Source organism: Lentzea sp. NPDC051213, assembly GCF_044455585.1.
In the GTDB taxonomy this organism is placed as follows: Bacteria; Actinomycetota; Actinomycetes; order Mycobacteriales; family Pseudonocardiaceae; genus Lentzea.
Genome location: NZ_JBITEX010000016.1, coordinates 16,949 through 39,526 on the forward strand (window position 1 = coordinate 16,949; position 22,578 = coordinate 39,526).

Below are 22,578 nucleotides of genomic sequence, written 5' to 3' on the forward strand. Positions count from 1 at the left end.
TCCGCGTGATCCGAGTTCTCATCGCCGACGACGAAACGCTCATGCGTGCCGGCATCCGGCTGATCCTCGAGAACGACCCGGAGATCACCGTGGTGGCCGAGGTCAGCGACGGCAGACAGGCCGTCCAGCAGATCCGCGCCCAGCAGGTCGACGTGGCCCTGCTCGACATCCGCATGCCCGGCGGCGACGGCCTCAAAGCCGCCGAGGAGATCGCCGCCAGCACGAACGTGGTGATGCTGACGACGTTCGGCGAGGACTCCTACGTGGCGCAGGCGCTGAAGGTCGGCGCCACCGGCTTCCTGCTCAAGGACACCCCGCCGCAGGAGCTGATCAACGCGGTCCGCAAGGCGGCCAACGGCGAACCCATCCTGGCGCCGCAGATCACCCGCAGGCTGATCGAGAAGCACCTCACCACGCCGGACAACGGCAGCGACGCGCGGCGCAAGATCGACACGTTGACCGAGACCGAGCGCAACGTCCTCGTGCTGGTCGGTGAAGGACTGTCCAACACCGAGATCGGCGAGCGGTTGTTCATGGCGACCGGCACGGTGAAGGCGCACATCAGCCGGATCCTGCCCAAGCTCGACTGCGCCAACCGCGTGCAGGCCGCCATCGTGGCCCACGAGGCCGGGCTCACTGGCCGCTGAAGCGGTCCAATGCGCGGATCTTGTTCGTGGCGTCCAGCGCGGCGACCTTGTACGCCTCGGACAGGGTCGGGTAGTTGAAGACCGTGTCGACGAGGTAGTCGACCGTGCCGCCACAGCCCATCACCGCCTGGCCGATGTGCACCAGATCCGTCGCACCCGTGCCGAACACGTGCACGCCGAGGATCTTTCGGTCCACAGTGGACACCAGCAGCTTCAGCATGCCGTAGGCGTCGCCGACGATCTGGCCACGCGCCAGCTCGCGGTACCGGGAGATGCCCACCTCGTAAGGAATCGCGGACGACGTCAGCTCGGCCTCCGTCGCACCGCAGTACGAGATCTCCGGGATCGTGTAGATGCCGATGGGCTGCAGCGCGGTCAGCGAGTGCACCTCCTCGCCGAACGCGTGGTACGCGGCCAGGCGGCCCTGGTCCATCGACGTCGCGGCCAGCGCCGGGAAGCCGATCACGTCGCCGACGGCGTAGATGTGCTCGACCGGGGTGCGGTAGTGCTCGTCCACGGACAGCCGGCCGCGGCGGTCCGGCTCCAGGCCGGCCGCGGGCAGGTCCAGCATCTCCGTGCAGCCCTGGCGGCCGGCCGAGTACATGACGGCGGCGGCCGGGATCCGCTTGCCGGAGGCCAAAGTCGTGATCGTGCCCGAGTCGGACACCGAGACGTCCACGACCTTCTCGCCGAACCGGAACGTGACGGCCTGGTCGCGCAGGTGGAACTTCAGCGACTCCACGATCTCCGGGTCGCAGAAGTCCAGCATCTTCTCGCGCTGCTCCACGACCGTGACGCGGGTGCCGAGCGCGGCGAACATCGAGGCGTACTCGATGCCGATCACGCCCGCGCCGACGACGACCAGCGACGACGGGATCTCCGTCAGCGCGAAGACCTCGTCGGAGTCGAGGATCCGCTCCTCGTCGAAGTCCACCGCGGACGGACGGGCGGGCGTCGTGCCGGTCGCGATGACGATGTACTCGCCGGTGAGCGTGGTGCGGTCGCCGCGATGACTTCCTTCCACCGCAACCGTGTGCGCGTCGACGAACCGGCCCATGCCGTTGAGCAGGTCGATGCCGTTGCGGTGCAGCTGTGCGCGCACGACCTGGACCTCGCGGCCGATCACGTGCTGCGTGCGGGCCATCAGGTCGGTGATCGTGATGTCCTGCTTGACCCGGTAGCTCGCGCCGTACAGCTCGCGCTGGCTCATACCGGTCAGGTACATGACCGCCTCGCGCAGCGTTTTCGACGGGATTGTGCCCGTGTTCGCGCAGACGCCGCCGACCATCTCCTGTTTGTCGATGATGGCCACTCGCTTGCCCAGTTTCGCACCCGCGATCGCCGCTTTCTGGCCACCAGGACCAGAGCCGATAACGATCAGGTCGTAGTCGTACGACGTCATGGTCAGCAGCCTACTAAGACGCCGGCGATTCCACTCCTGAACGAAAAATGAACCCCCACCGCGCCAACGCCCGTTCGTTGGGCCATGACCGAACTACGCACCTTCCACCTGCCCGCGACCGTCACCGGTTCGGACGACGACGTCGAGCTCGGCCGCCGGTTGATCGCAGCCTGGCAGGCCGACGGGATCCTGCAGATCGCGGCCGACGCGACGCAGGACCGCACGACCGCGGCCGCGCTGGCCGCGAGCAGAAGGTTCTTCCACGGCTTAACCCTCGAAGAGAAATCACGGCTCGTCAGCGACCTGACCTACGCCGGGTACATCGCGTCCGGCGAAGAGGTCACCGACGGCGTCGCGGACTACTCGGAGATCTTCACGGTCTGCAAGGACGTCCCGCTCGACGACTCGCGGGTCATCGGCAAGTGGCCGTGCCACGGACCCGTGCCGTGGCCGGACGACGACTACCGGGACGCCATGCAGGCGTTCATGGCCATGCTCGGTGCCGCGGGTGAACGGATCCTGCAACTCACCGCGCTGGGCTTCGGGCTCGACATCGACACGTTCACCAGGCTCACCGCCGACGGCTGGCACCACATGCGGGTGCTGCGCTTCCCCACCAGGTCCGAGACCGTCGACCGCGGCATCGGTGCCCACACCGACTACGGCATGCTCGTCCTGGCCGCGCAGGACGACGTCGGCGGCCTCTACGTCCGTCCGCCGATCGAGGGCGAACAACGGCCGCGCAACTGGCTGCCGGACGAGTCGGCCGCCGGCTGCTTCCAGGACGCGGAGGGCTGGCACCTCGTCGAACCGGTCGAGCACGTCTTCACCGTGTTCCCCGGCGACATCCTGCAGTTCCTGACCGGCGGCACGCTGCTCTCGACGCCGCACAAGGTGCTGCTCAACACCCGTGAGCGGTTCACCATGGCGTACTTCCACGAGCCGAACTTCGAAGCAGTGATGCGCCCGCTGGACGGCAGTGGCGAGAACAGCGACGACCTCATCCACTACGGCACGCACTTCACCAACATGTTCATGCGCTGCTACCCCGACCGCGTCACCACGCGCCGCATCCTCGAGGAGGACCGGCTGACCGTCCTCAGCGAACTGCGATCTGGGCTGCGGCACTCCTGAAGGGCATGATCCGGTCGAGCAGGCGGGCCGTGGCGCGGTACTCCGCGACGCGGTCCGCGAACGGCCGCGTGACGATCTTGCGCACGGCGTCCGCGGACAGCCGTTCGTAGGCGGGAACGGTGTCGTTGCTGAGGAAGTCCCACCGATCCTCGCGGTCCGCGTAGTTGAACGCGGGCAGCGGACCGCCCAGCAGCGGCCGGTACTGCGCCGGTGTCTTCCCGCCGGGCACCGGCATAGGGCCGGCCACCGTGATCGCGTACGTGACCAGCTCGCCTGGTGGCAGCAACCGGGAGCGCATCCGGTCGAACTGGTCGGGGATCACGAGGTTCTGCTCGCGCGAGGAGAACTCGAGGACGGCCTGAGCCGGATCGGCCCACGCGGCGGTGGTCTCGGCGTCGATGATGCCGGCGTCGCGCATTTCTTCCACGGCCTTGATGCCACCGTGGAGATAGGCGGCGTGCATGGCACCGAGGTCCATGAAAATGTGCTTCTGCATGGACATCAGCATCGACGAGAAGTACCGGAATTCCGGCAGCAGGCCGAGGTCGAGCATGCCGGCGGCGAACGCGGGCGCGCCGATGTTCGCGAACCCCATCCACCGCAACGTGTCCGGGCGCTGCAGGTACAGCCGGGCGTAGAAGTCGTAGACGGCGAAGATCGTCGCGCGGTTGTGCTCCGCGGTGCCCTGCGGATCCCAGTCGGACAGTCGCACACCCGCGTCCTCGGCGGCACGGACGATCCAGTACTGCCACAGCAACGCCTTGAACCTGGCTGGTGCGACGGCGGTGCTCCGGTGGCCGCCCAGCGCGCGCTCCAGCGTGGCCCGGTCGAACGGCAGATCGGGGTGCACGCCACCCCGCTGTTCACCGTTTCCGTTGACCAACGGCAGATCCAGGAAATCCACCGTGTCCGCCCTGGTGGCGCTCATGCTGCCGAGCACGAGCGCCGCCACAACCACAAGCACGCGCATGAACGCGCACTGTAGTGGGGAAAAGCAGGGTTTCGGTCCACGGCGTTACCGATGTCGCTCACCCTTGACCGGCAATACGCCATCAATCTCAACGGCAATACTCCTTTAAGCCCTCAGCGGTACGGTGCAACCCGTGAGTCCCAAAGTGATCGCCGCGGTGCGCGACGGGTTGCGGGCGGCGGCGGATCCGGTGAAGGCGCCGGAGATGCAGGCGTACATGAAGTCCGACATGCCGTTCCTGGGCGTGCAGAAGCCCGCGCGGGTGGCGCTGGTGCGGTCGCTGCCCCGGATCGACGACCGGGACGAGTGGCTCGACGTCGTGCGGACGCTGTGGCGCGAGGCGACGTATCGCGAAGAACGGTACGTGGCGCTCACGTTGAGCGGGGATCGCCGCTTCCAGTCCGTCGCGCTGATGCCGTTGTTCGACGAGATGATCGTGACCGGGGCGTGGTGGGACTACGTGGACGAGGTGGCCGCGCGGCGGGTGGGGCCGCTGCTGCGCTCCGATCCGGACGTGATCCGGCCGCTGATGCTGAAGTGGTCGACCGACGCCGACCTGTGGCGCCGGCGCACGTCGATCATCTGCCAGCTGGGGTTCAAGGCGGCGACGGACGTGGATCTGCTGACGGCGTGCATCGACGCGAACGTGGACGACCGCGACTTCTTCCTGCGCAAGGGGATCGGGTGGGCGCTGCGGGAGTTCGCGAAGACCGAGCCGGGGTGGGTGCGGGCGTTCGTCGAGGCACGGCCGGGGTTGTCGCCGCTGTCACGGCGTGAGGCGCTGAAGCACCTCTGATCTCGCACACCTGAGTTTGGCGCGGGCCGTTGCTCAGGCGTGCTTCGCCCGGCCCGAGTAGGTGAGCGGGAAGACGAGGTCGGAGCAGGCAGCCGGCACGTCCACGGCGACCTGGACCTTCATGACGACCTCGACCGCACCTCCGGCGGGGATCTCCACGATGTCCTTCAGCGGCACCACGGACAGCACGCCGGCGGGGCAGCCCGCGACCCGCTTCTGGGTGGCGTCGAGCGGCTGGCCGGGGACCGCGGAGAGGCTCTCGACGATGATGTCGACGGGGTTCGGATTGGACAGACGCACCTTGCGCTCGCCCTCGGCACCTGGTGTGAGTTCCACGGCCGCGCCGGAGATGTCGTTGATTTCAAACGGTTTGAGCTGCTGGATGTCCGACTCACCACTGCTGACGGAGTACGCCATCGCGGGCAGCCGCTGCTCCGGCCAGGTGAGGTGCATGGCCGCGACCACGGCCGCGCCCACCATGAGAATCGTCAACGACACGGCGATTTCAAGGCGCGGACCCAGACTACGCATGGCGCAACTCTCCAGAGTTGTTGCTCCCAGGCGGTGGGTTCGCCAGTAGCTCCCCACCGGACCGGCGACCAGACTCGCCCGGTGGTTCATCGCTTCGCCCCTCGGCCCAGCGGGCCGCGAGGCCAATCTTGGAGAACCTTCACGTACTGCGCAAGCGTCCGACGGGCGCCGATTTCCCCTTGTAATGAGGGACCTTTGGCACCTTGACAGCTACGCAGGGCTACCACCTGCTGGTTTGATCCCAAATCCCGATCTCCGGGACTCAACCGTTCGAGCGAACCTGATGTCGTGAAACGGGGCGAGGGGGAGTGACCTTCAGCTGAGCTTCAGGAAACTCCCCCTCGGTAGACCCAGGTCAGGTGCGCAGAGCCGCGCCCAGACGTTCGCCGGCGGCGGCCACGGCCGCGTCACGGGCGGTCGTCGCCTCCTCGACCGTGAGCGTGCGGTCCGGCGCGCGGAAGCGCAGGGAGTACGCCAGCGACTTCTTGCCCTCGCCGACCTGCTCACCGGTGTAGACGTCGAACAGGCGGATGTCCTCGAGCAGCTCGCCCGCGGACGCGCCGAGCACCTCGGACACCGACTGGACCGGCACGGCGGCGTCGACGACGAGCGCCACGTCCAGCAGGACCGGCGGGTACGGCGACACCATCGGGGCCGGGCGGTGGTCGTCCAGCGGCAGCGCGTCGAGGTCGAGCTCGAACGCGACGGTCCGCTTGGGCAGGCCGAGGGCCTCGATCACCTTCGGGTGCAGCTCGCCCGCGTGGCCGACGGGCCAGTCGCCCACCCGCAGCTCGGCGCACCGGCCGGGGTGCCACGGCAGCAGGTCGGAAGCCACGACGCGCAGGGTGACCCCGTACGCCTCACCGACGCGGCGGGCCGCCTCGACGGCGTCCGACCACTCGGCGATGCGACCCTTGCCCCACCAGCCCGCGAGCTCGCGGTGGCCGGTCAGCACGCCCGCGACGTGCAGCGGCTGCTGCGGCAGCGCGGCCAGCAGCGAGGCCACCTCGGCCTCGGTGGGCCGGCGGTCGACGCCCAGCGAGGGCACCGGGACCTGCTGCGCACGCGGCAACGTCACCTGCGCGATGTTGTACAGCGCGACATCACGCGCACCACGGGCCAGGTTGCGCTGCAACGTCTCCAGCAGGCCCGGCAGCAACGTGGTGGCGAGGACGTTCTTGTCCGCCTCCAGCGGGTTCAGCACGCCGACCGTGTTGCGCCGGACGTCACCCTCGGCGAGACCGAAGGCGTCGAACACCGAGGGATCGATGAACGGGAACGGCTTGACCTCGACGAAACCGTCCTCGGCGAGCGTGCGCCACACCGTGCGGCGGCGGCGCTGCTGCTCGGTCAGGCCGCGACCGGCGGGGGCGGGCGGCAGCACCGAGGGAATCGTGTCGTAGCCCTCGAGCCGCAGCACCTCCTCGACGAGGTCGGCGGGCTGCACCAGGTCGGCACGCCACGTCGGCGGGACGGCCGTGACGATCGTCTGGCCGTCGTCCGAGGTGGTCACGGAGACCTGGCAGCCGATCTGGCCGAGCCGGCGGGCCGTGACGCCACGCGCGTAGCGGACGCCCGCGATGCGGTCCGGCAGGTCGATCGGCATCGACACCGGCTCCGGCAGCGTGGGCACACCGACGTCGGTGCGGCCCGGCTTGATGGAGCCCTCGGCGTAGTGGTTGAGCAGCTTCGCGGCCCGCTCCAGCGCCACCGGCGCGAGAGCCGGGTCGACCGTGCGCTCGAAGCGCTTCGCGGCCTCGGACGGCAGCTTGTGCCGGCGGACCGTGCGCGCGATGGACGCCGGGTCCCAGTTCGCGGCCTCGAGCAGGATGTCCGAGGACGAGTCCGTGACCTCCGTCGACGCACCGCCCATGACACCGGCCAGCGAGATCACGCCGGAGTCGTCGGCGATCACGATGTCGTCGGTGTCGAGCGCGCGAACGGCGTCGTCCAGCGTCGTGAGCTTCTCGCCCGCGGTCGCACGACGCACGATCAGGCCGCCCTGCAGAGCAGCGGCGTCGAACGCGTGCAGCGGCTGACCGAGTTCGAGCATCACGTAGTTCGTGACGTCGACCGGCAGCGAGATGGACCGGATGCCGGCGAGCATCAGGCGGCGGCGCATCCACCACGGCGTGGGCGCGGTCGGGTCGACACCGGAGACCCGGCGCGCGACGAACCGCGAGCAGCCGGTGCGGTCCTCGATGTGGACCGGCCAGGCCTCGCCTTCCGGCTCCGGGATCTCGACGCCACCGGGGTCGCCGAACGGCACGTCCAGCGCGCACGCGATCTCACGGGCCAGGCCGCGGACCGAGAACGCGTAGCCGCGGTCCGGGGTCGGCGCGACCTCGATGACCGTGTCGTTCAGGCCGAGCAGCTCCAGCGCGTCGTCGCCCGGCTGGGAGGTGCCGGTGGGCAGCACGAGGATGCCGGAGTGGTCGTCGCCGATGCCGAGCTCGTCCGCGGCGCAGATCATGCCGTTGGACGTGCGGCCGTACGTCTTGCGCGCGGTGATCGTGAACCCGCCGGGCAGCACGGCGCCGGGCAGCGCGACGACGACCGAGTCGCCCTCGACGAAGTTCGTGGCACCGCAGATGATCTCGTTGACCTGCTCGGGGCCGACCTCGACGCGGCAGAAGCGGATCGGCTTCTTGAACTCGGTGAGTTCCTCGATCTCGACCACGCGGCCCGCCACGATCGGACCGGTGACGGGTCCGAGCGGGCTGACCTCCTCGACCTCGATGCCGATGCGGGTGAAGGCCTCCGCGAGCTCGTCGGGCGACGGTGTCTCGTCGAACTCGAGATGCTCGATCAGCCAGGTAACCGGAATACGCACCGGTCAGGCCTCCGTTCCGAATGGCTGGGTGAAACGGACGTCGCCCTCGACCATGTCGCGCATGTCGGGCAGGCCGTTGCGGAACTGCAGCGTCCGCTCGAGGCCCATGCCGAACGCGAAGCCGGAGTAGACGTCGGGGTCGACGCCGCAGGCACGGAGCACGTTGGGGTTGACCATGCCGCAGCCGCCCCATTCGACCCAGCCGGCGCCGCCCTTCTTCTCCGGGAACCACACGTCGACCTCGGCCGACGGCTCGGTGAAGGGGAAGAAGCTGGGACGCAGGCGGGTCTTGGAGTCCTCGCCGAACATGGACCGGGCGAACGCGTCGAGCGTGCCCTTGAGGTGGCCCATGGTCAGGCCCTTGTCGACCGCGAGGCCCTCGACCTGGTGGAACACCGGGGTGTGGGTCGCGTCGAGCTCGTCGGTGCGGAACGTGCGGCCGGGGCACACCACGTACACCGGCAGCTCGCGGTCGAGCAGCGTGCGGGCCTGCACCGGCGAGGTGTGCGTGCGCAGGACCAGCTGCGAGTCGCCGGGCGCGATGTAGAACGTGTCCTGCATCGACCGGGCCGGGTGGTCCTTGCCGAAGTTCAGCGCGTCGAAGTTGAACCACTCGGTCTCGAGCTCGGGGCCCTCGGCGATCTCGTAGCCCATGGCCACGAAGACATCACCGATGCGCTCGGCGAGCGTCGTGATCGGGTGGCGCGCGCCGCGTGGGAAGCGGTCCCAGGGCAGCGTGACGTCGACGGACTCCTCGCGCAGCACCCGCTCGTCGCGTTCGACCTGAAGCGCGGCGTGGCGCTCTTCGAACGCGGTCTTGATCGCGGTCTGCGCCTCGTTCACCCGCTTGCCGGCCTCGGCCTTCGCCTTGGGAGGCAGTGCACCGATCTCGCGGCGGGCCAGCAGCACGGGCGACCGGTCGCCGAGGTGGCCCGGCTTGACCGCCGCCAGGGCCTCCAGGTCGGCAGCTCCGGCGAACGCCTCGAGCGCCTTCTGCACGGCCGCGTCGAGGTGCTCGGCCGACAGCGCCGCGACCTGCTTCGGGTCGTACGGGTCGTTGGCTCCGGACATGGTTGGTGGACAGCTCCCGTCACGGATTTCGGTAATCAACAGACCGATCCTAGTGGGTGCGGTCTTGACCGTTCCGGGCCGTTCCTTTAAAGGGCGGCACTGGCCCTGCCGTCGTCCCTAGGATGGCGGCATCATGTCGCACACTTTCCGCGTCGACCTGCGCGGCATCATCGACCTGCTCAGTCACCACCTGTACAGCAGCCCGCGCGTCTACGTGCGTGAACTGCTGCAGAACGCCGTAGACGCCATCACCGCGCGGCGCGAGCTCGATCCGTCGTGCCCGGCCGAGGTGACGATCACCTGCGGCGCGGAGCTCAAGATCACCGACTCCGGGGTCGGGCTCACCGAGGCCGAGGTGCACGAGCTGCTGTCCACTCTGGGCCGCACCTCGAAGCGGGATGAGCTGGGGTTTGCGCGCGAAGGGTTCCTCGGCCAGTTCGGCGTCGGCATGCTGTCGTGCTTCCTCGTCGCTTCTTCAGTGACAGTCATCACACGGTCCGCTCGCGGCGGTTCGGCGGTGCGCTGGGAGGCGGACTCCTCTGGCAACTACTCGGTGTCTGCTGTAGACGGTGACGTGCCGGTCGGTACGACGGTGGTGCTGACCGCGTCACGTGGCAACGAGCATTGGCTGGAGGCCGACGTCGTGCGGCCGTTGGTGAGCGACTACGGCGATCTGCTGCCGGCCGTTGTGACGGTGGACGGCGCGGTGGTGACGCGCGGCGAACGGCCGTGGGATGACGAGGACGCCGACCTCACCGCGTACTGCGAGCAGGTCCTCGGGTTCACGCCGTTCGAGGCGATCCCGATCGAGGTCGAGGCGGCGGGGCTGACCGGCGTCGCGTTCGTGCTGCCGTCCGGAGTGCATCCCGGCACGCGCCAGACGCACCGGGTGTACCTGAAGCGGATGCTGGTCGGCGACAACGTCGAGGGGCTGCTGCCGGACTGGGCCTACTTCGTGCGGTGCGTGGTCGACGCGTCCGCGATCCGGCCGACGGCGTCGCGCGAGTCGCTGTACCAGGACGAGATGCTGCTCGCGGTCCGCGAGGAGCTGGGCGAGCAGATCCGCGACTGGCTGATCCGGCTGGACGCGATCGAGCCGCGCCGCGCCGGTGAGCTGCTGGCGGCGCACCACCTGGGCATCAAGTCGCTGGCGCGGTCGGACGACGAGATGCTGCGGCTGGTCGAGCGCTGGCTGCCGTTCGAGACGACCGAGGGCGCGATCCCGTTGCGGCAGTTCAAGCGCAAGCACGGCGCGATCCTCTACATCCCGGACGTCGACGAGTTCCACCAGCTCGCCCCGGTCGCGGCCGCGCAGGGACTCGGGCTGGTGAACGCCGGCTACGCCTACGACATGGAGCTGCTGAACCGGCTCAGCGCGCTGGACGGCCCGTCCGTCGCGAGACGGGTGGCGCCGACGGAACTGCTGGCGGCGCTGGCGGATCCGGAACCGGACATCGAGGCGGCGCTGCGGCTGCGGCTCGCCGAGGGCGCGGCGGCGCTGGACCGGCACGACTGCGACGCGGTGATCCGCGACTTCGACCCGGTCTCGTTGCCCGCGTTGCTGATCAGCAACGCCGAGCAGCAGCGCAAGCTCGACACCGAGCAGACGGCGGCGGAGACGGTGGACCCGCTGTGGGCGGAGCTGCTGGGACAGCTGACCGCCGACACCGGCTCGGCCCGCCCCGAACAGCTGGTGCTGAACTGCCGCAACCCCCTGGTGCAGCGGCTGGCGCGGCTCCGCGACCCGGCGCTCGTGGAGCTGACGCTCGAATCTCTTTACGTGCACGCCGTTCTGCAGGCGCGGCGAGCGATGCGACCGAAGGACACGGCGGCGCTGAACCGCTCGTTCCTGGAACTGCTGGACCGCGCCGTCGGGGGTAAGTGATCATGGCCGACTTCACCAACGAGGACGCGGAGAACGCGTTTCTCGAGGCGTACAACATGCCGACGGGCATGCCGAAGCACGAGGCGCTGGAACGCGCGGCGCGCATGTCCGACGCGCTCGGTCACCTGGCGCTCGGGGTGTCGTGCCGGATCGCGTTGATCGACTCGGCCTACTACCTGGCGCGCTACGACCTGATGCTGGCGCCGTTCGCGTGGGTCAGGGCCGCCGAGGAGAAGGACCCCGAGGCGTTCAACGACTACGAGCGCCACTCGCTGAACTGGTCGCACAAGTGGATCGCGACCGGGCTGCGGCGTGATCCGCGGTTCTCGCTGGACCAGCTGAAGGCGGTCATCGGGCAGCTCGCTGACCGCTACGGGCGGCTCGGGTTCTCCGTGCAGCCGGTGCACGGCGCCCGCGCGGAGCACGCGTACCACGTCGGCGACATGGCCGGGCTGAGCGAGCACCTCGGGCGTTATCTCGCCACCGAACGCGGTCCGATGGCGGACTGCGAGGCGTGCGTGGTGGAGGAGCAGGTCTGGATGCTGGCTCGGCTCGGCCGGCACGAGGAAGCCGCCGCGCACGGCTGGCAGGGCCTGTCCGGCAACACCAACTGCTCCACGCAGCCGCAGGGGATCCTGTCGGCGCTGTTGTGGCCGTTGCTGGAGATCGGTGACGTGGAACGGGCGGCGCACGCGCATCTCACCGCGTACCGGTTGATCAAGGACGACGAGATCACCTCGTACGTGCACGAGCACATCCGGTTCTGCGCGCTGACGGGCAACGTCGCGCGCGGCGAGGACATCCTGCGCCGGTCGCTGCACAAGCTGACCGCCGCGCAGCTGCCCGCCGACGAGATGTCGTTCGCGGAGAGCGCTTCCGTGCTGCTGCAACGGATTCCGGCCGACGTGACGTTCGAGGTGCCCGCGGTGGGCCCGCTGTCCGCCGCCGAGCTGCTCGACCGGCTGTCGGCGCGGGCGATGGAGCTGGCGAAGGCCTTCGACGCGCGCAACGGGACGTCCGCCTGGACCGAGCGGATCACCCAGGCACTGGAGCAGGCCGACTACGCCCCGGTGGAGCTGGCGGTGCCGCCGGCGCCCGCTCCCGCCGTCGCGCCGGAGGAGTCCGTCGTGTTCGGCGATCCCGTGGAGATCGCCGAGGCGATGGTGACGCTGTACGAACAGGGCGACTTCGTGCAGGCGCGGCGGATGCTCGACTCGCTGCCGGCGGACATGGACTCGTTGCTGCCGCCCGATCTCGCCGCGCACGCCGGCATCCGGCGGATGACCACCGGGCTGGTGCCGTTCGACCAGGCCGCCTTCGACGAGCTGCTGGCCGCGGTGCCCGCGGACCTCGCCCTGCGGTACCAGGCCCGGCTGGCGGTCGGGCGGGAGAACGGCGCCGAGCTCGCCGAGCGGTGCCTGGCCGAGGCCGAGTCGGACTACACGCGGACGATCGCCGCGTTGACGCTCGCCGAGCTGCTCGACGACGGGCACACCCACGACCGCGCCGCCGCGATGATCGCGCTGGCGTCCTCTTTGGACGTTCCGGAGCTGCGCGGCAGGGTGGCCGTCGAGACCGCGGAGCACAAGGCACGGCAACAGGATCTCGACGGTGCGTACGCGGACGTCGTCGCGGTCATGGCGGGCGAGCTGCCGGCCAACGCGCGCTTCGAGGGGTTCCGGCTGCGGTTGCGCCTGGAGACCGTGATGGGCAAGACCGACGCCGCGATGGCGACGGCACGCGAGTTCGTGGCGGCGTTCCCGCTGCCGGAAGGCGCCGAGGCGCGCTGGTACCAGGTCGCCGCGATCCAGGAGCTCGACCAGGAGGCCGCGTGCCTGGCCGAACTGCGTGAGGCGGTGGCGATCTCGCGCGTGCACCTCTCCCCCGGCCACACCGCGCACTTCTGCTTCGCGCTGAGCGGCGGCTACATCCAGACGGACCGGTTCGTCGAGGCCGCCGAGGTGCTGGAGGAGTCGTTGCGGCTGCTGCAGGACGCCCAGGACGACCTGCGCCTGCAGGTGGTGTTCCGGCTGGGCCAGGTGTGCCGCCGGCTGGGCGAGCTCCCGGCCGCCGAGCGGTACCTGCGTGAGGCGTCCGAGCTGCTGCCACCGGAGGAGGTCGGCCGGCGGGCGTTCCTGCTGGACGTACTCGCCTCGGTGCAGAGCCGCTCGGACAAGACGGAGGACGCGACGGCGTCGTGGCGCGCGGCCGCCGCGTTGTGGCAGCAGGAGGGCAACCTCTCGGAGGCGATCGGCTCGTTGATCGAGCTGGCCTCCGCGCTGCCGGACGACGACGTGGCCGAGACCCGCGCGGCCGTCGACGAGGCCGAGGCACTGCTGGCGTCGCTGGACGATCCGCGCGAGGTCGCCCGGCGGCAGGCGGAGATCGTCGCGATCCGCGGCTGGGTGCACGGCCAGGCAGGCGAGTTCGCGCTGGCGATGAAGCACTACCGGGACGCGGAAGCGCTGGTGGTGTCGCTGGAGGACGAGGGCTGGCGGGTGTTCATCGTGCTGCGGGCAGCACAACTGCTGCTCAACGCCGACGATCCCGAGGGCGCCGAGGCCGAGGCGCGCCGGGCGGCATCTCTGCTGCCCGACGACACCCAGGCCGGGAACGTGCTGTCGGTGCTCTCGGAAGCGTTGCGGCGGCAGAACAGGGCGGCGGGCACGGATCCGCTGGTGCGCCTGCTGACGACCCGCCTCGACTAGATGGCTTCCAAGGCCTTCGCGTAGGCGACGTCGAAGGCCTCGTCGGCGGGCACCTCGACGTGCGGCACCACGCCGACGCCTTCCCAGTTGGTGCCGGAGATCGGGTTGATCGCGCGGCCGTTGGGGACGGCGGACTTCAGGTGCGGGCCGACGCGGTAGCGGTCGCCGGGGTGGGCGCCGCCCTTGGTGGTCTCGCCGATGAGGGTGGCGCGCTGGTTCTGCTGGAGGTTGTAGCTCAGCTCCTCCGCACCGGAGAAGGTGCGGCTGCTGGTGAGGACGTAGACCGGCTTCTTGCCGCCGAACCGCGGACCGGGGACGTGCGGAAGCGTCCAGAACTGCTGGGTGGTGTCGTCCGGGCGGTTGTAGATGTCGTTGAGGTGCACCGATTCGTCGAACAGGTAGCTGCAGATCAGGGCCACCGTGTGGGGGTCGCCACCGCCGTTGTTGCGCAGATCGATGATGAGCGCGTCGGTGTACGCGATGAGGTTCATGGCCGCGGTGACGGCCGGTGTGGCGATCTCGGCGTCGTGCAGCAGACGGAGTTCCAGCAGGCCGATGTTGCCCTTGAGGCGCTCGACCTTGGTGATGCCGAACGCGTCCTGCTCGGCCTCCTTGCGGTAGGCCACCGGGTCCCAGGCTGATTCCTGGCCGGTCTCCGGGACCTCTTCTGCGCTGTAGAGCAGGCGGAGGTGCTTGTCGCCGTTGACCGACTGGAGGTCTGCGGTGACCCGCCGGGCGAACTCCTGATCGTCCACATCGGAGTAGGCGCCCTCGCTCAGGCGAGTGCGCAGGACCTTCGCGACGTCTTCAGCGATGTCCGGGAACACGTAGTAGTCGGCGAGCTGGGAGCACAGCAGTTCGATCTCGGATTCGCGCACGGGCGGGAGAGTAGTTCCGCGTTGGTGCTGCGTCAGCTCAATTCCGCTGATCGCGGGCGGAGGCGTAGAGGCACACCGCGGCGGCCGTGGCCAGGTTCAGGCTCTCGGCGGCGCCGTACAGCGGCACCTTCAGCGAGGTGTCGAGCTTCGCGATGACGTCGTCGGGCAGGCCGTGGGCCTCGCTGCCGAACACCCACGCCGTGGGCTGTGCGAGCTCGCCCTTGGCGGAGGCCACGACGAGGTCGTCCTGCGCGTAGCCGTCGGCGGCGACCAGGCGGAGCCCGGCTTTCCGGCACGCCGCGAAGACGTGGTCGGTGTCGCGGGAACGGACGATCGGCAGGTGGAAGAGCGAGCCGGTGGAGGCCCGCACGCACTTGCCGTTGTGCGGATCGACCGTGTCACCCGCGAAGATCACCGCTTCCGCGCCGGCCGCGTCGGCCACCCGCGTGACGGTGCCCGCGTTGCCGGGGTCGGAGACGCCGTACAGGACCGCGACCAGCCGCGGGGTGCCGGCCAGCGCGTCTGGCAGCCCGACGGGAATCTCGTCGCACACGGCGATGAGGCCCTGGGGCGTCACGGTTTCCGAGAGCGATTCCGCGGCCTTGTCCGTCACGGTGCTGATGCGCACGCGAGCGGCCGCGGCGGACCGGAGCAACTCCTGGTTGCGTGCCGCGGCGGTCTCGGTGACGAACAGCTCGTGAACCGCGCCGCCGGTCCACGCCAGCGCTTCACGGACTGCCTGGGCGCCCTCGACGAGGAACCGGCCTGCCTTGTCACGGCCGGCGCGGCGGGTGAGGTGGCGAGCAGCAACGACCCGAGGCGTCCGTTCGGTGAACGGAGCGTCCTCGGGTCGTTGGCCGCGTGCGTGCTGACTCAGGCCTTGTCCCCGGCCGGAGCGTTCACGTCGGTCGGGAGCGCGCCACGGGCGATCTCGACGAGCGCGGTGAACGCGTTGGCGTCGGTGACGGCGAGGTCCGCGAGGATCTTGCGGTCGACCTCGACGCCGCCGAGGCGCAGGCCCTGGATGAGGCGGTTGTAGGTCATGCCGTTCGCGCGGGCAGCGGCGTTGATGCGCTGGATCCACAGCTTGCGGAAGTCACCCTTGCGCGCACGCCTGTCGCGGTACGCGTAGTTGAGCGAGTGGAGCACCTGCTCCTTGGCCTTGCGGTACAGCCTCGAGCGCTGACCGCGGTAGCCGCTGGCCAGCTCAAGGGTGGTACGGCGCTTCTTCTGGGCATTCACAGCCCGCTTGACGCGTGCCACGGGTCCATCCTGTCGATCTCATGGGGAGCCAGGGGTCGGGGCCCTGGGGTTCCCGAAGTTAGCTAGGGAGTCGAAGCGGGGTCAGAGACCGAGCAGCTTCTTGATGCGCGGCGCGTCGTTCTCGGACACGACCGCGGTGCCGCTCATGCGACGCGTCACCTTGCTGGACTTCTTCTCCAGGATGTGGCGCTTGCCGGCCTTCTCCCGAAGGATCTTGCCGGTGCCGGTGACCTTGAACCGCTTCGAGGTCCCGCTGTGCGTCTTGTTCTTCGGCATTTCCGTCCTCGTCTCGTGCTACCCACCGGGTCGGGGGCGGCCATGCGTCCTACTCGGGGACGACGTCACCTTCTGCTTCGACGTCGTCGTCCTGCTTGACCGGACGCGCCTTGATGTTCTTGTGCGGCGCCAACACCATGATCATGTTGCGGCCGTCCTGCTTGGGGTTGGACTCGACGAAGCCCAGCTCCGCGACGTCCTCCGCCAGCTTCTGCAGCAACCGGTAACCGAGCTCCGGACGCGACTGCTCGCGACCGCGGAACATGATGGTCACCTTGACCTTGTTCCCGTGCGAGAGGAAGCGGGCCACGTGGCCCTTCTTCGTCTGGTAGTCGTGCGGGTCGATCTTCGGCCGGAGCTTCTGCTCCTTGATGACCGTCAGCTGCTGGTTCCGGCGAGATTCACGAGCCTTCTGAGCGGTCTCGTACTTGAACTTGCCGTAGTCCATGAGCTTGCATACCGGAGGTCGAGCCTGCGCGGCGACCTCGACGAGGTCCAGATCCGCTTCCTGCGCGAGTCGGAGTGCGTCCTCGATGCGAACGATCCCGACCTGCTCACCGTTCGGCCCGACCAGACGAACCTCGGGCACGCGGATGCGGTCGTTGATGCGCGGCTCGGTGCTGACGGGAGCACCTCGGTTCGAGGGACTTGTCATTCACGTCCTTTGCGACTCGTCTGCGCCAAAAGACAAGAGCCCCGTTCGTCGTTGCCGACGAAGGGGCCCGCTTCCGACCGATCGCAAACCTGGACGGAGGACACCCGTGTGTCCTGTAGTCAGGAGGACCGGACCCGGCCACCTCATTGAGGCGGTGGACGCGGGTGGGAGCGGGGCTCCACTTGCCGCTCCCGCACTAACGGGAGCTGGTCGCGTCCGAAATAGTAGCAGACGCCGTTGTCAACCCCCGAATCGCGGCCCTGTGACGTCTGCCGGTTCAGGGCGCTTGCTTCAATGGTGCCCGTGACCGAGCCGCTGGAAGACAGTGTGGAAGACGGCATCCGCGACCTGGGCGACGTCCCCAGCATCGAGGTGATCAGCCGGGCGGCCGTGATGCTGCTGTCCGCCGCCGCGGAACGCCTCGGCCTGGCGGACCCCGACCCGGACAACTCGCCGCGCCGCGACCTGGACGAGGCCCGCCGCCTGATCACGGCCCTGGCCGGCCTGATCACCGCCTCCGGCGAGTACCTCGGCCCGCACGCGGCACCGTTGAAGGACGGTCTGCAGTCGGTGCAGCGCGCGTTCCGCGAGTCCTCCGCCGTGCCCGACGAGCCGGGCCAGGGCCCCGGCGAGAAGTTCACCGGCCCCGTCTACTGATCCCGCCGGCAGCGGTCCCCGGCGCCGGGGACCGCTACTGCTCGGCCCGCACGACGACGGGCTCCCAGGGCTCGGCCTTGATCGAGAACACCGCGGAGGCCCGCTGCCCGGTCGCCGCCCGGAACGTGATGGCGGAGCCGTTGTACAGCGGCCCGACCTCCAGGTGCTCGACCGGCGGCTCGTCGTTGAACTGCAGCCCGAGCACCCTGCTCCCCGGCACCACGGACACCGTCAGCTGGTCGATGACGGCGGGCCCGCCGAAGTAGCTGAGGTGGAACTCGTCGGGCGCGCCGGGCGTGATCGCGAACGTCGGCATGCCCCTCCTCCTGCGTTCCGTCGCGATGCTGTCCGCCAGCTCGTTGACCAGTGCCGCCGCCTGCTGCGAGGTGAGCTGCGCCTCATCGGCCAGCATCCGCGCCGCCCTGGCCGCCTCTTCCGCTTCCCTGGCGGCCTCTTCGGCTTTCTTGGCGGCACGTCCGGCCACTTCGGTGACGTTCTTGGCCTGGAGCGCGCTGCTGGTGGCCTGCTCCACCGCCTTGCGAGCGGCCTGGGCCTCTTCCTGGGCGCTCTGCGCGGCTTCCTGGGCGCTCCGCGCGGCCTGCTGGGCGTGTTTCGCCTCACGCGCCTGCCACAACGAGATGGCCACGGCACACATCGCCACGATGGCGGCGATCACCGACACGGCGATCATGCGCGCACCCCCAGCGACGCGAGCTGACGTCGCGCCAGCTCGTCGATCACGTCCGTGTCGCCGGTGCGCCAGGCCACCGCCGGGTCACCGTCGAACTTGCCCAGTTCCCTGGGCGACAGGCTGGTAAGCGCTCTCAGGGCCAGCAGGTCCGGCTTGTTGCGGAGCTTGGCGGTGTTGCCGGCCTTGCGCGCGTACCGCAGCCGCAGGGGCAGCCAGGTGATGAGGAGGAAGAGCAGGGGAACGACGATCAGGGCCGCGGCGAGCCAGAACGCGCTGTCCTCGACCACGCTGATCTGCGCGTTGCCCGCGTTGGTGAGGGTCTCGCCGGCTTTGGTTCCACTGCCGAGCGCACCGGCCAGGTCGTCGCCCACCAGGGGAACGCCTCTGGCCTTGTTGGCGGCGTTGGTGAAGACGTCGCGGATGCTGCCGCCCGCGTTGACCAGGCCGTCTCCCGGGGCTCTCAGTTCCAGGACCCAGTCGTGGACCGTGGTGGCCACCCAGATCCAGAGTGCTACCCAGCCTGCGGCGAGGAGGTCGGCGATCAGCTGACGCGTGAACCTGACCGGTCTGTCCGCGTACCACTTCATGGGTCGGATGCTGCCACGTGACCCATCGGGCGTCGATGATCACTCCTGGTTCGACAGAGCACCCTCAGGTTCGAGGGTGCTCTGTCAGCTGCGAACGGCAGGTCAGTCGACGACCGCGAGTGCGTCGATCTCCACCAGCAACCCAGCCGGCAGCCCCACGTAAACGGTCGTCCGCGCAGGCGCCGGATCGGTGACGAACTCGCTGTAAACCTCGTTCAGCTCACCGAAGTGCGCCGTGTCGGTGAGGTAGACCCGGATCATCACCACATCGTCGATCGACGCACCACCCGCGGCCAGCACCGCGTGCAGGTTCGCGAACGTCTGCCGGGTCTGCTCGGCCACGGTGGTGCCGACGATCTCGCCGGACTTCGGGTCGAACGCGACCTGGCCCGCCACCTGCAGGATGTTGCCCTTGCGCACACCCTGCGAGAAACGGGCCACCGGCTGCGGCGCGTCGGCGGTCTTGATCTCAACCTTGGACAACGGAACTCCCCTTATCTTGGAACATAACCGCATTCAACGGACGCCGCCTCGGCGGTGGCGAGCAGGTCGGGCAGGTGGGCCAGCAGGCCGTCGAAGTCGAGCAGCACCTTCGGCACCGACATCGAGACGGCCGCGATCACCTCGCCCCGCGCGCCCTTGATCGGGGCGGCGATGCAGTGGATGAAGTCCTCGTGCTCGGCGTTGTCGACGGCGTAACCGTTGGTGCGCACGCGCTCCAGCTCGGCCAGGTACGCCGTCGGGCCGATGATGGTGTTCGCGGTCAGCCGCGGGAACTCCATGTTCGCCAGCACCTTCTGCAACGAGGGCGCCGGCAGGTCGGACAACAGGATCTTCGCCACCGCCGTGCAGTGCAACGGCGCGCGGCGGCCGATGCGGGAGTACATGCGCATGGGGTGCGACGACTCGTACTTGTCGATGTAGATCACCTCACCGTCCTCATAGGACGCGAGGTGGATCGTGTAGCCCAGGCGGGCGTTGAGGTCGCGGAGCGCGGGTTCGGCGGAGCGCCGCACGTCGCGTTCCTCCAGCGCGCGGTTGGCGAGGTCGAACAACGCGGTGCCGAGCCGGTAGTGGTGCACGCCTTCGCGTTGCACGAACCGGTGCGACTCCAGCGTGCGCAGGAGCCGGAGCGTCGTCGACTTGTGCACGCCGATCACGCCGGACAGCTCGTCCAGCGTCTTCGGTCCTGTCGCGAGCTGGCTCACCAGTGTGAGCGCGCGGTCGAGGCTCTGACTCATCTACACCTCCAGGCGGGCGGACGCCCAGGTCTGCGGGTCGGCGTGCAGCAGCGGCGCCGTCACGTCGTCCGGCAAAGGATCTCCGACGTCCTCGGCGGTCAGCAAAGCGGATGCCGCTTGGAGGTGCCCGGCGCGCAACCTCACCGAGGGTGTCTCCCCCGCCAGTGTGGCCGCGAGGAAGCCCGCCGCGAACGCGTCGCCGGCGCCGACCGGTTCCACGACCTCGACTTTGAGTGCCGGCTCGAAGTGCGACGAACCGCCTTCCAGCAGCGTCGCGCCGTCCGCGCCCTGTTTGACCACCAGCGACGCCGGGCCGGGCAGCAGCGCCCGCAGCCGCGCCGGATCACCGGTCCCCCACACCAGTTCCGCCTCGTCGGACCCGGCCAGAACCACATCGGCCAGGTCCGCGAGCTCCCGCAGCACGCGCGGGTCGCGGTCGGACCACAGCGCGGGCCGCCAGTTCAGGTCGAACGAGATCCGGAAGCCGTGCCGGGGGCGGCGCAGCAGCTCACGCATCAGCGCGAGGCACGAATCGGACAAGGCGGGCGTGATTCCGCTGATGTGCACCAGCTTCACCTCACCGAGGCCGAGCCGGTCGATCATCTCCAGCCCCATGCCGGACGCCGCCGAGCCGCGCCGGTAGTAGCGCACCGGGCTGCCGTCCGGCGAGGCCTCCTTCACGTAGAGGCCGGTCGGGCGGGCCGGGTCGACCCGCACAGCCGACACGTCCACGCCGAAGCCGCCGACGGCGTCGAGCACCGCGAGCCCGAACGAGTCGTCACCGACCGCGCTGACCCACGACGACCGCACGCCGAGGCGCGCCAAGTGGATGGCGACGTTGCTCTCGGCGCCACCGACGGCGCGGTGCCAGGTGCGCACCAGATGCACAGGACCGGGGTCAGCCGGAACCATCATCACCATGGTCTCGCCGAGACACACGACACCGCCGACGTGTTCGAACCGCATGCAAGCTCCAGAGGTGTTCGTTGACGGCGGCGCACCCGAATGCTACACACTCCAGCATCACATCGCGCAATGGGAGTTGCAAAATATGCAACAACTGATGGAGATGGACCTCTCGGCAGTCGCGGACATCAGGTCCGAACGCATCGACTGGCGATTCAAGGGCCTGCCGTCCACCACGTTCGGTTCGACCATCGGCGAGGTCGCCGGGCGGCGGCTCGACCTCTTCGCCGACGAGTTCGTCGGCCCGCTGGTCGTGCTGGACGCGGACGCGCTGACGCACAACCTGACGACGATGGCCAAGTGGTGTGACAACCACGGCGTCAACCTGGCGCCGCACGGCAAGACAACGATGGCGCCGCAGCTCTTCCAGCGGCAGATCGAGCACGGCGTGTGGGGCCTCACCGCCGCCAACGCCTCGCAGCTGCGGGTGTACCGGGGGTTCGGGGTCTCCCGGATCCTGCTGGCCAACCAGCTGCTCGACCCCGGCGCGTTGCGCTGGCTCGTCAGCGAGCTCGACCACGACTCGCGGTTCGAGTTCAGCTGCTGGGCCGACTCCGAGGCCGGGGTCGCGCTGATGAGCGAGACGCTGCAGGAGCTCCAGCCGTCCCGCCCGGTCGACGTGCTGGTCGAACTGGGCGCTCCCGGCGGGCGGACCGGCGCCCGTGATCTGGAGACGGCGCTGGCCGTGGCCCGCGCGATCGACCAGAGCCCGGTGCTGCGACTGGCCGGCGTCTGCGGCTACGAGGGCGCGCTGGCGCACGACGCCTCCGAGTCCTCGCAGTCCATTGTGGACCGGTACCTCACCGACCTGCGCACGCTGGTGCTGCGGCTGGCCGACGCCGGGCTGCTCGACGAGCTGGACGAGGTGATCGTCACCGCCGGTGGCAGCGCGTACTTCGACCAGGTCGCGGCGACGCTGGGACAGCCGTGGCCGGTGCCGGTGCGGCCGGTGCTGCGCAGCGGCGCGTACATCACGCACGACGACGGCTTCTACCGCGGGATCTCGCCGTTCTCCCGGATCGACGGCGTCGAGCCCTTCCGGTCCGCCCTGCGCGCCTGGGCCCAGGTGACGTCCCGGCCGCAGCGCGACCTGGCGCTGCTCACGATCGGCAAGCGCGACGCGTCGTTCGACGAGGGCCTGCCGGAACCGCAGCTGCTGCGCAGGAACGACGGCGCGATCGCACCGTTGACCCAGGCCAAGGTGACGGCGCTGAACGACCAGCACGCGTTCCTCTCGCTCGGCGCGGAGGCCACCGTCCGGGTCGGCGACTGGGTCGGGCTCGGGCTTTCCCACCCCTGCACGGTGTTCGACAAGTGGCAGCTGATCCCGGTCGTCGAAGGCACGACCGTGGTCGACCTGATTCGCACCTACTTCTGATCGGAGAGC

General features: G+C 69.5%; 22 protein-coding genes. 7 read left to right on the forward strand and 15 right to left on the reverse strand.

The features are described 5' to 3' along the window. The first annotated feature begins 5 nt into the window (after positions 1-5). Complete coding sequence (locus ACIA8G_RS43280; RefSeq protein ID WP_396424660.1) at positions 6-647, forward strand: response regulator; 642 nt, start codon at positions 6-8, stop codon at positions 645-647. Here ACIA8G_RS43280 and sthA read toward each other — a convergent pair. After that, positions 634-2,049, reverse strand: a complete 1,416-nt coding sequence (sthA, locus tag ACIA8G_RS43285) for a Si-specific NAD(P)(+) transhydrogenase (RefSeq protein ID WP_396424661.1) — start codon at positions 2,047-2,049, stop codon at positions 634-636. The genes ACIA8G_RS43280 and sthA overlap by 14 nt on opposite strands. Before the next feature lie 84 nt (positions 2,050-2,133). On the opposite strand from sthA, the gene ACIA8G_RS43290 reads away from it, so the two are divergent. Continuing rightward, positions 2,134-3,183 (forward strand): 2OG-Fe(II) oxygenase family protein, encoded by a 1,050-nt coding sequence (locus ACIA8G_RS43290; protein ID WP_396424662.1) that lies wholly within the window; start codon positions 2,134-2,136, stop codon positions 3,181-3,183. Here the strand turns inward: ACIA8G_RS43290 and ACIA8G_RS43295 are convergent. Further along, on the reverse strand, positions 3,149-4,153 hold the full coding sequence (locus tag ACIA8G_RS43295; RefSeq protein ID WP_396424663.1) for a hypothetical protein: 1,005 nt from the start codon (positions 4,151-4,153) through the stop codon (positions 3,149-3,151). The two genes, ACIA8G_RS43290 and ACIA8G_RS43295, sit on opposite strands and share 35 nt — an antisense overlap. A gap of 133 nt (positions 4,154-4,286) precedes the next feature. On the opposite strand from ACIA8G_RS43295, the gene ACIA8G_RS43300 reads away from it, so the two are divergent. Further along, positions 4,287-4,949 (forward strand): DNA alkylation repair protein, encoded by a 663-nt coding sequence (locus tag ACIA8G_RS43300; protein WP_396424664.1) that lies wholly within the window; start codon positions 4,287-4,289, stop codon positions 4,947-4,949. A gap of 33 nt (positions 4,950-4,982) precedes the next feature. Here the strand turns inward: ACIA8G_RS43300 and ACIA8G_RS43305 are convergent, their stop codons facing one another. The 3 genes from ACIA8G_RS43305 to pheS all read right to left on the reverse strand — a co-directional run bounded on the left by ACIA8G_RS43305 (position 4,983) and on the right by pheS (position 9,384). Then, on the reverse strand, positions 4,983-5,480 hold the full coding sequence (locus ACIA8G_RS43305) for a hypothetical protein (RefSeq protein ID WP_396424665.1): 498 nt from the start codon (positions 5,478-5,480) through the stop codon (positions 4,983-4,985). 355 nt (positions 5,481-5,835) lie between these two features. Next, positions 5,836-8,313 (reverse strand): phenylalanine--tRNA ligase subunit beta, encoded by a 2,478-nt coding sequence (gene pheT, locus ACIA8G_RS43310; protein ID WP_396424666.1) that lies wholly within the window; start codon positions 8,311-8,313, stop codon positions 5,836-5,838. A 3-nt stretch (positions 8,314-8,316) separates the two neighbouring features. After that, a complete protein-coding gene (gene pheS / locus ACIA8G_RS43315; protein ID WP_396424667.1) occupies positions 8,317-9,384 on the reverse strand; it encodes a phenylalanine--tRNA ligase subunit alpha in 1,068 nt (355 codons plus the stop codon). Between the two features lie 133 nt (positions 9,385-9,517). Here pheS and ACIA8G_RS43320 point away from each other — a divergent pair, with 133 nt between their 5' ends. Beyond that, complete coding sequence (locus ACIA8G_RS43320) at positions 9,518-11,269, forward strand: HSP90 family protein (protein WP_396424668.1); 1,752 nt, start codon at positions 9,518-9,520, stop codon at positions 11,267-11,269. A 2-nt stretch (positions 11,270-11,271) separates the two neighbouring features. Continuing rightward, a complete protein-coding gene (locus tag ACIA8G_RS43325) occupies positions 11,272-13,977 on the forward strand; it encodes a hypothetical protein (RefSeq protein WP_396424669.1) in 2,706 nt (901 codons plus the stop codon). Here the strand turns inward: ACIA8G_RS43325 and ACIA8G_RS43330 are convergent. The 5 genes from ACIA8G_RS43330 to infC form a co-directional block, all read right to left on the reverse strand. Beyond that, on the reverse strand, positions 13,974-14,855 hold the full coding sequence (locus ACIA8G_RS43330) for a S41 family peptidase (RefSeq protein WP_396424670.1): 882 nt from the start codon (positions 14,853-14,855) through the stop codon (positions 13,974-13,976). The two genes, ACIA8G_RS43325 and ACIA8G_RS43330, sit on opposite strands and share 4 nt — an antisense overlap. Before the next feature lie 37 nt (positions 14,856-14,892). Further along, a complete protein-coding gene (locus ACIA8G_RS43335) occupies positions 14,893-15,732 on the reverse strand; it encodes a TrmH family RNA methyltransferase (protein WP_396424765.1) in 840 nt (279 codons plus the stop codon). Further along, positions 15,729-16,118, reverse strand: coding sequence for a 50S ribosomal protein L20 (rplT, locus tag ACIA8G_RS43340; RefSeq protein ID WP_396424671.1), 390 nt, complete (start codon positions 16,116-16,118; stop codon positions 15,729-15,731). The genes ACIA8G_RS43335 and rplT overlap by 4 nt, the downstream gene beginning before the upstream one ends. 81 nt (positions 16,119-16,199) lie before the next feature. Further along, the gene (rpmI, locus tag ACIA8G_RS43345; protein ID WP_396424672.1) at positions 16,200-16,394 is read right to left on the reverse strand and encodes a 50S ribosomal protein L35; all 195 of its coding nucleotides are present in this window, start codon (positions 16,392-16,394) and stop codon (positions 16,200-16,202) included. A 49-nt stretch (positions 16,395-16,443) separates the two neighbouring features. Beyond that, entirely contained in the window at positions 16,444-17,049 is a 606-nt protein-coding gene (gene infC / locus ACIA8G_RS43350) for a translation initiation factor IF-3 (RefSeq protein ID WP_396424673.1), read from the reverse strand. Positions 17,050-17,343: 294 nt separating this feature from the next. Between infC and ACIA8G_RS43355 the strand changes: the two genes are divergently transcribed. Further along, positions 17,344-17,706 (forward strand): DUF1844 domain-containing protein, encoded by a 363-nt coding sequence (locus tag ACIA8G_RS43355; RefSeq protein WP_396424674.1) that lies wholly within the window; start codon positions 17,344-17,346, stop codon positions 17,704-17,706. Positions 17,707-17,740: 34 nt separating this feature from the next. Here the strand turns inward: ACIA8G_RS43355 and ACIA8G_RS43360 are convergent, their stop codons facing one another. The 5 genes from ACIA8G_RS43360 to ACIA8G_RS43380 all read right to left on the reverse strand — a co-directional run bounded on the left by ACIA8G_RS43360 (position 17,741) and on the right by ACIA8G_RS43380 (position 21,191). Continuing rightward, on the reverse strand, positions 17,741-18,397 hold the full coding sequence (locus tag ACIA8G_RS43360) for a hypothetical protein (protein WP_396424675.1): 657 nt from the start codon (positions 18,395-18,397) through the stop codon (positions 17,741-17,743). Next, on the reverse strand, positions 18,394-18,984 hold the full coding sequence (locus tag ACIA8G_RS43365; protein WP_396424676.1) for a hypothetical protein: 591 nt from the start codon (positions 18,982-18,984) through the stop codon (positions 18,394-18,396). Before ACIA8G_RS43365 ends, ACIA8G_RS43360 begins: the two co-directional genes overlap by 4 nt. Before the next feature lie 102 nt (positions 18,985-19,086). Then, positions 19,087-19,467: a RidA family protein gene (locus tag ACIA8G_RS43370; RefSeq protein ID WP_396424677.1), complete on the reverse strand. Its 381-nt coding sequence runs from the start codon at positions 19,465-19,467 to the stop codon at positions 19,087-19,089. 11 nt (positions 19,468-19,478) lie between these two features. Continuing rightward, on the reverse strand, positions 19,479-20,225 hold the full coding sequence (locus ACIA8G_RS43375; protein ID WP_396424678.1) for an IclR family transcriptional regulator: 747 nt from the start codon (positions 20,223-20,225) through the stop codon (positions 19,479-19,481). Then, positions 20,226-21,191 (reverse strand): sugar kinase, encoded by a 966-nt coding sequence (locus ACIA8G_RS43380; RefSeq protein ID WP_396424679.1) that lies wholly within the window; start codon positions 21,189-21,191, stop codon positions 20,226-20,228. It abuts the gene before it with no gap. Positions 21,192-21,276: 85 nt separating this feature from the next. Here ACIA8G_RS43380 and ACIA8G_RS43385 point away from each other — a divergent pair, with 85 nt between their 5' ends. Next, positions 21,277-22,569, forward strand: a complete 1,293-nt coding sequence (locus tag ACIA8G_RS43385; protein ID WP_396424680.1) for an amino acid deaminase — start codon at positions 21,277-21,279, stop codon at positions 22,567-22,569. Positions 22,570-22,578 lie beyond the last annotated feature (9 nt).

What these genes read in the sequence shown, in the direction of transcription:
- sthA (WP_396424661.1), bottom strand. Translation starts at nt 2,049, where the DNA reads ATGACGTCGTACGACTACGACCTGATCGTTATCGGCTCTGGTCCTGGT.
- ACIA8G_RS43290 (WP_396424662.1), top strand. Translation starts at nt 2,134, where the DNA reads ATGACCGAACTACGCACCTTCCACCTGCCCGCGACCGTCACCGGTTCG.
- ACIA8G_RS43295 (WP_396424663.1), bottom strand. Translation starts at nt 4,153, where the DNA reads ATGCGCGTGCTTGTGGTTGTGGCGGCGCTCGTGCTCGGCAGCATGAGC.
- ACIA8G_RS43305 (WP_396424665.1), bottom strand. Translation starts at nt 5,480, where the DNA reads ATGCGTAGTCTGGGTCCGCGCCTTGAAATCGCCGTGTCGTTGACGATT.
- pheS (WP_396424667.1), bottom strand. Translation starts at nt 9,384, where the DNA reads ATGTCCGGAGCCAACGACCCGTACGACCCGAAGCAGGTCGCGGCGCTG.
- ACIA8G_RS43320 (WP_396424668.1), top strand. Translation starts at nt 9,518, where the DNA reads ATGTCGCACACTTTCCGCGTCGACCTGCGCGGCATCATCGACCTGCTC.
- ACIA8G_RS43325 (WP_396424669.1), top strand. Translation starts at nt 11,272, where the DNA reads ATGGCCGACTTCACCAACGAGGACGCGGAGAACGCGTTTCTCGAGGCG.
- rpmI (WP_396424672.1), bottom strand. Translation starts at nt 16,394, where the DNA reads ATGCCGAAGAACAAGACGCACAGCGGGACCTCGAAGCGGTTCAAGGTC.
- infC (WP_396424673.1), bottom strand. Translation starts at nt 17,049, where the DNA reads ATGACAAGTCCCTCGAACCGAGGTGCTCCCGTCAGCACCGAGCCGCGC.
- ACIA8G_RS43355 (WP_396424674.1), top strand. Translation starts at nt 17,344, where the DNA reads ATGGTGCCCGTGACCGAGCCGCTGGAAGACAGTGTGGAAGACGGCATC.
- ACIA8G_RS43360 (WP_396424675.1), bottom strand. Translation starts at nt 18,397, where the DNA reads ATGATCGCCGTGTCGGTGATCGCCGCCATCGTGGCGATGTGTGCCGTG.
- ACIA8G_RS43365 (WP_396424676.1), bottom strand. Translation starts at nt 18,984, where the DNA reads ATGAAGTGGTACGCGGACAGACCGGTCAGGTTCACGCGTCAGCTGATC.
- ACIA8G_RS43375 (WP_396424678.1), bottom strand. Translation starts at nt 20,225, where the DNA reads ATGAGTCAGAGCCTCGACCGCGCGCTCACACTGGTGAGCCAGCTCGCG.
- ACIA8G_RS43380 (WP_396424679.1), bottom strand. Translation starts at nt 21,191, where the DNA reads ATGCGGTTCGAACACGTCGGCGGTGTCGTGTGTCTCGGCGAGACCATG.
- ACIA8G_RS43385 (WP_396424680.1), top strand. Translation starts at nt 21,277, where the DNA reads ATGCAACAACTGATGGAGATGGACCTCTCGGCAGTCGCGGACATCAGG.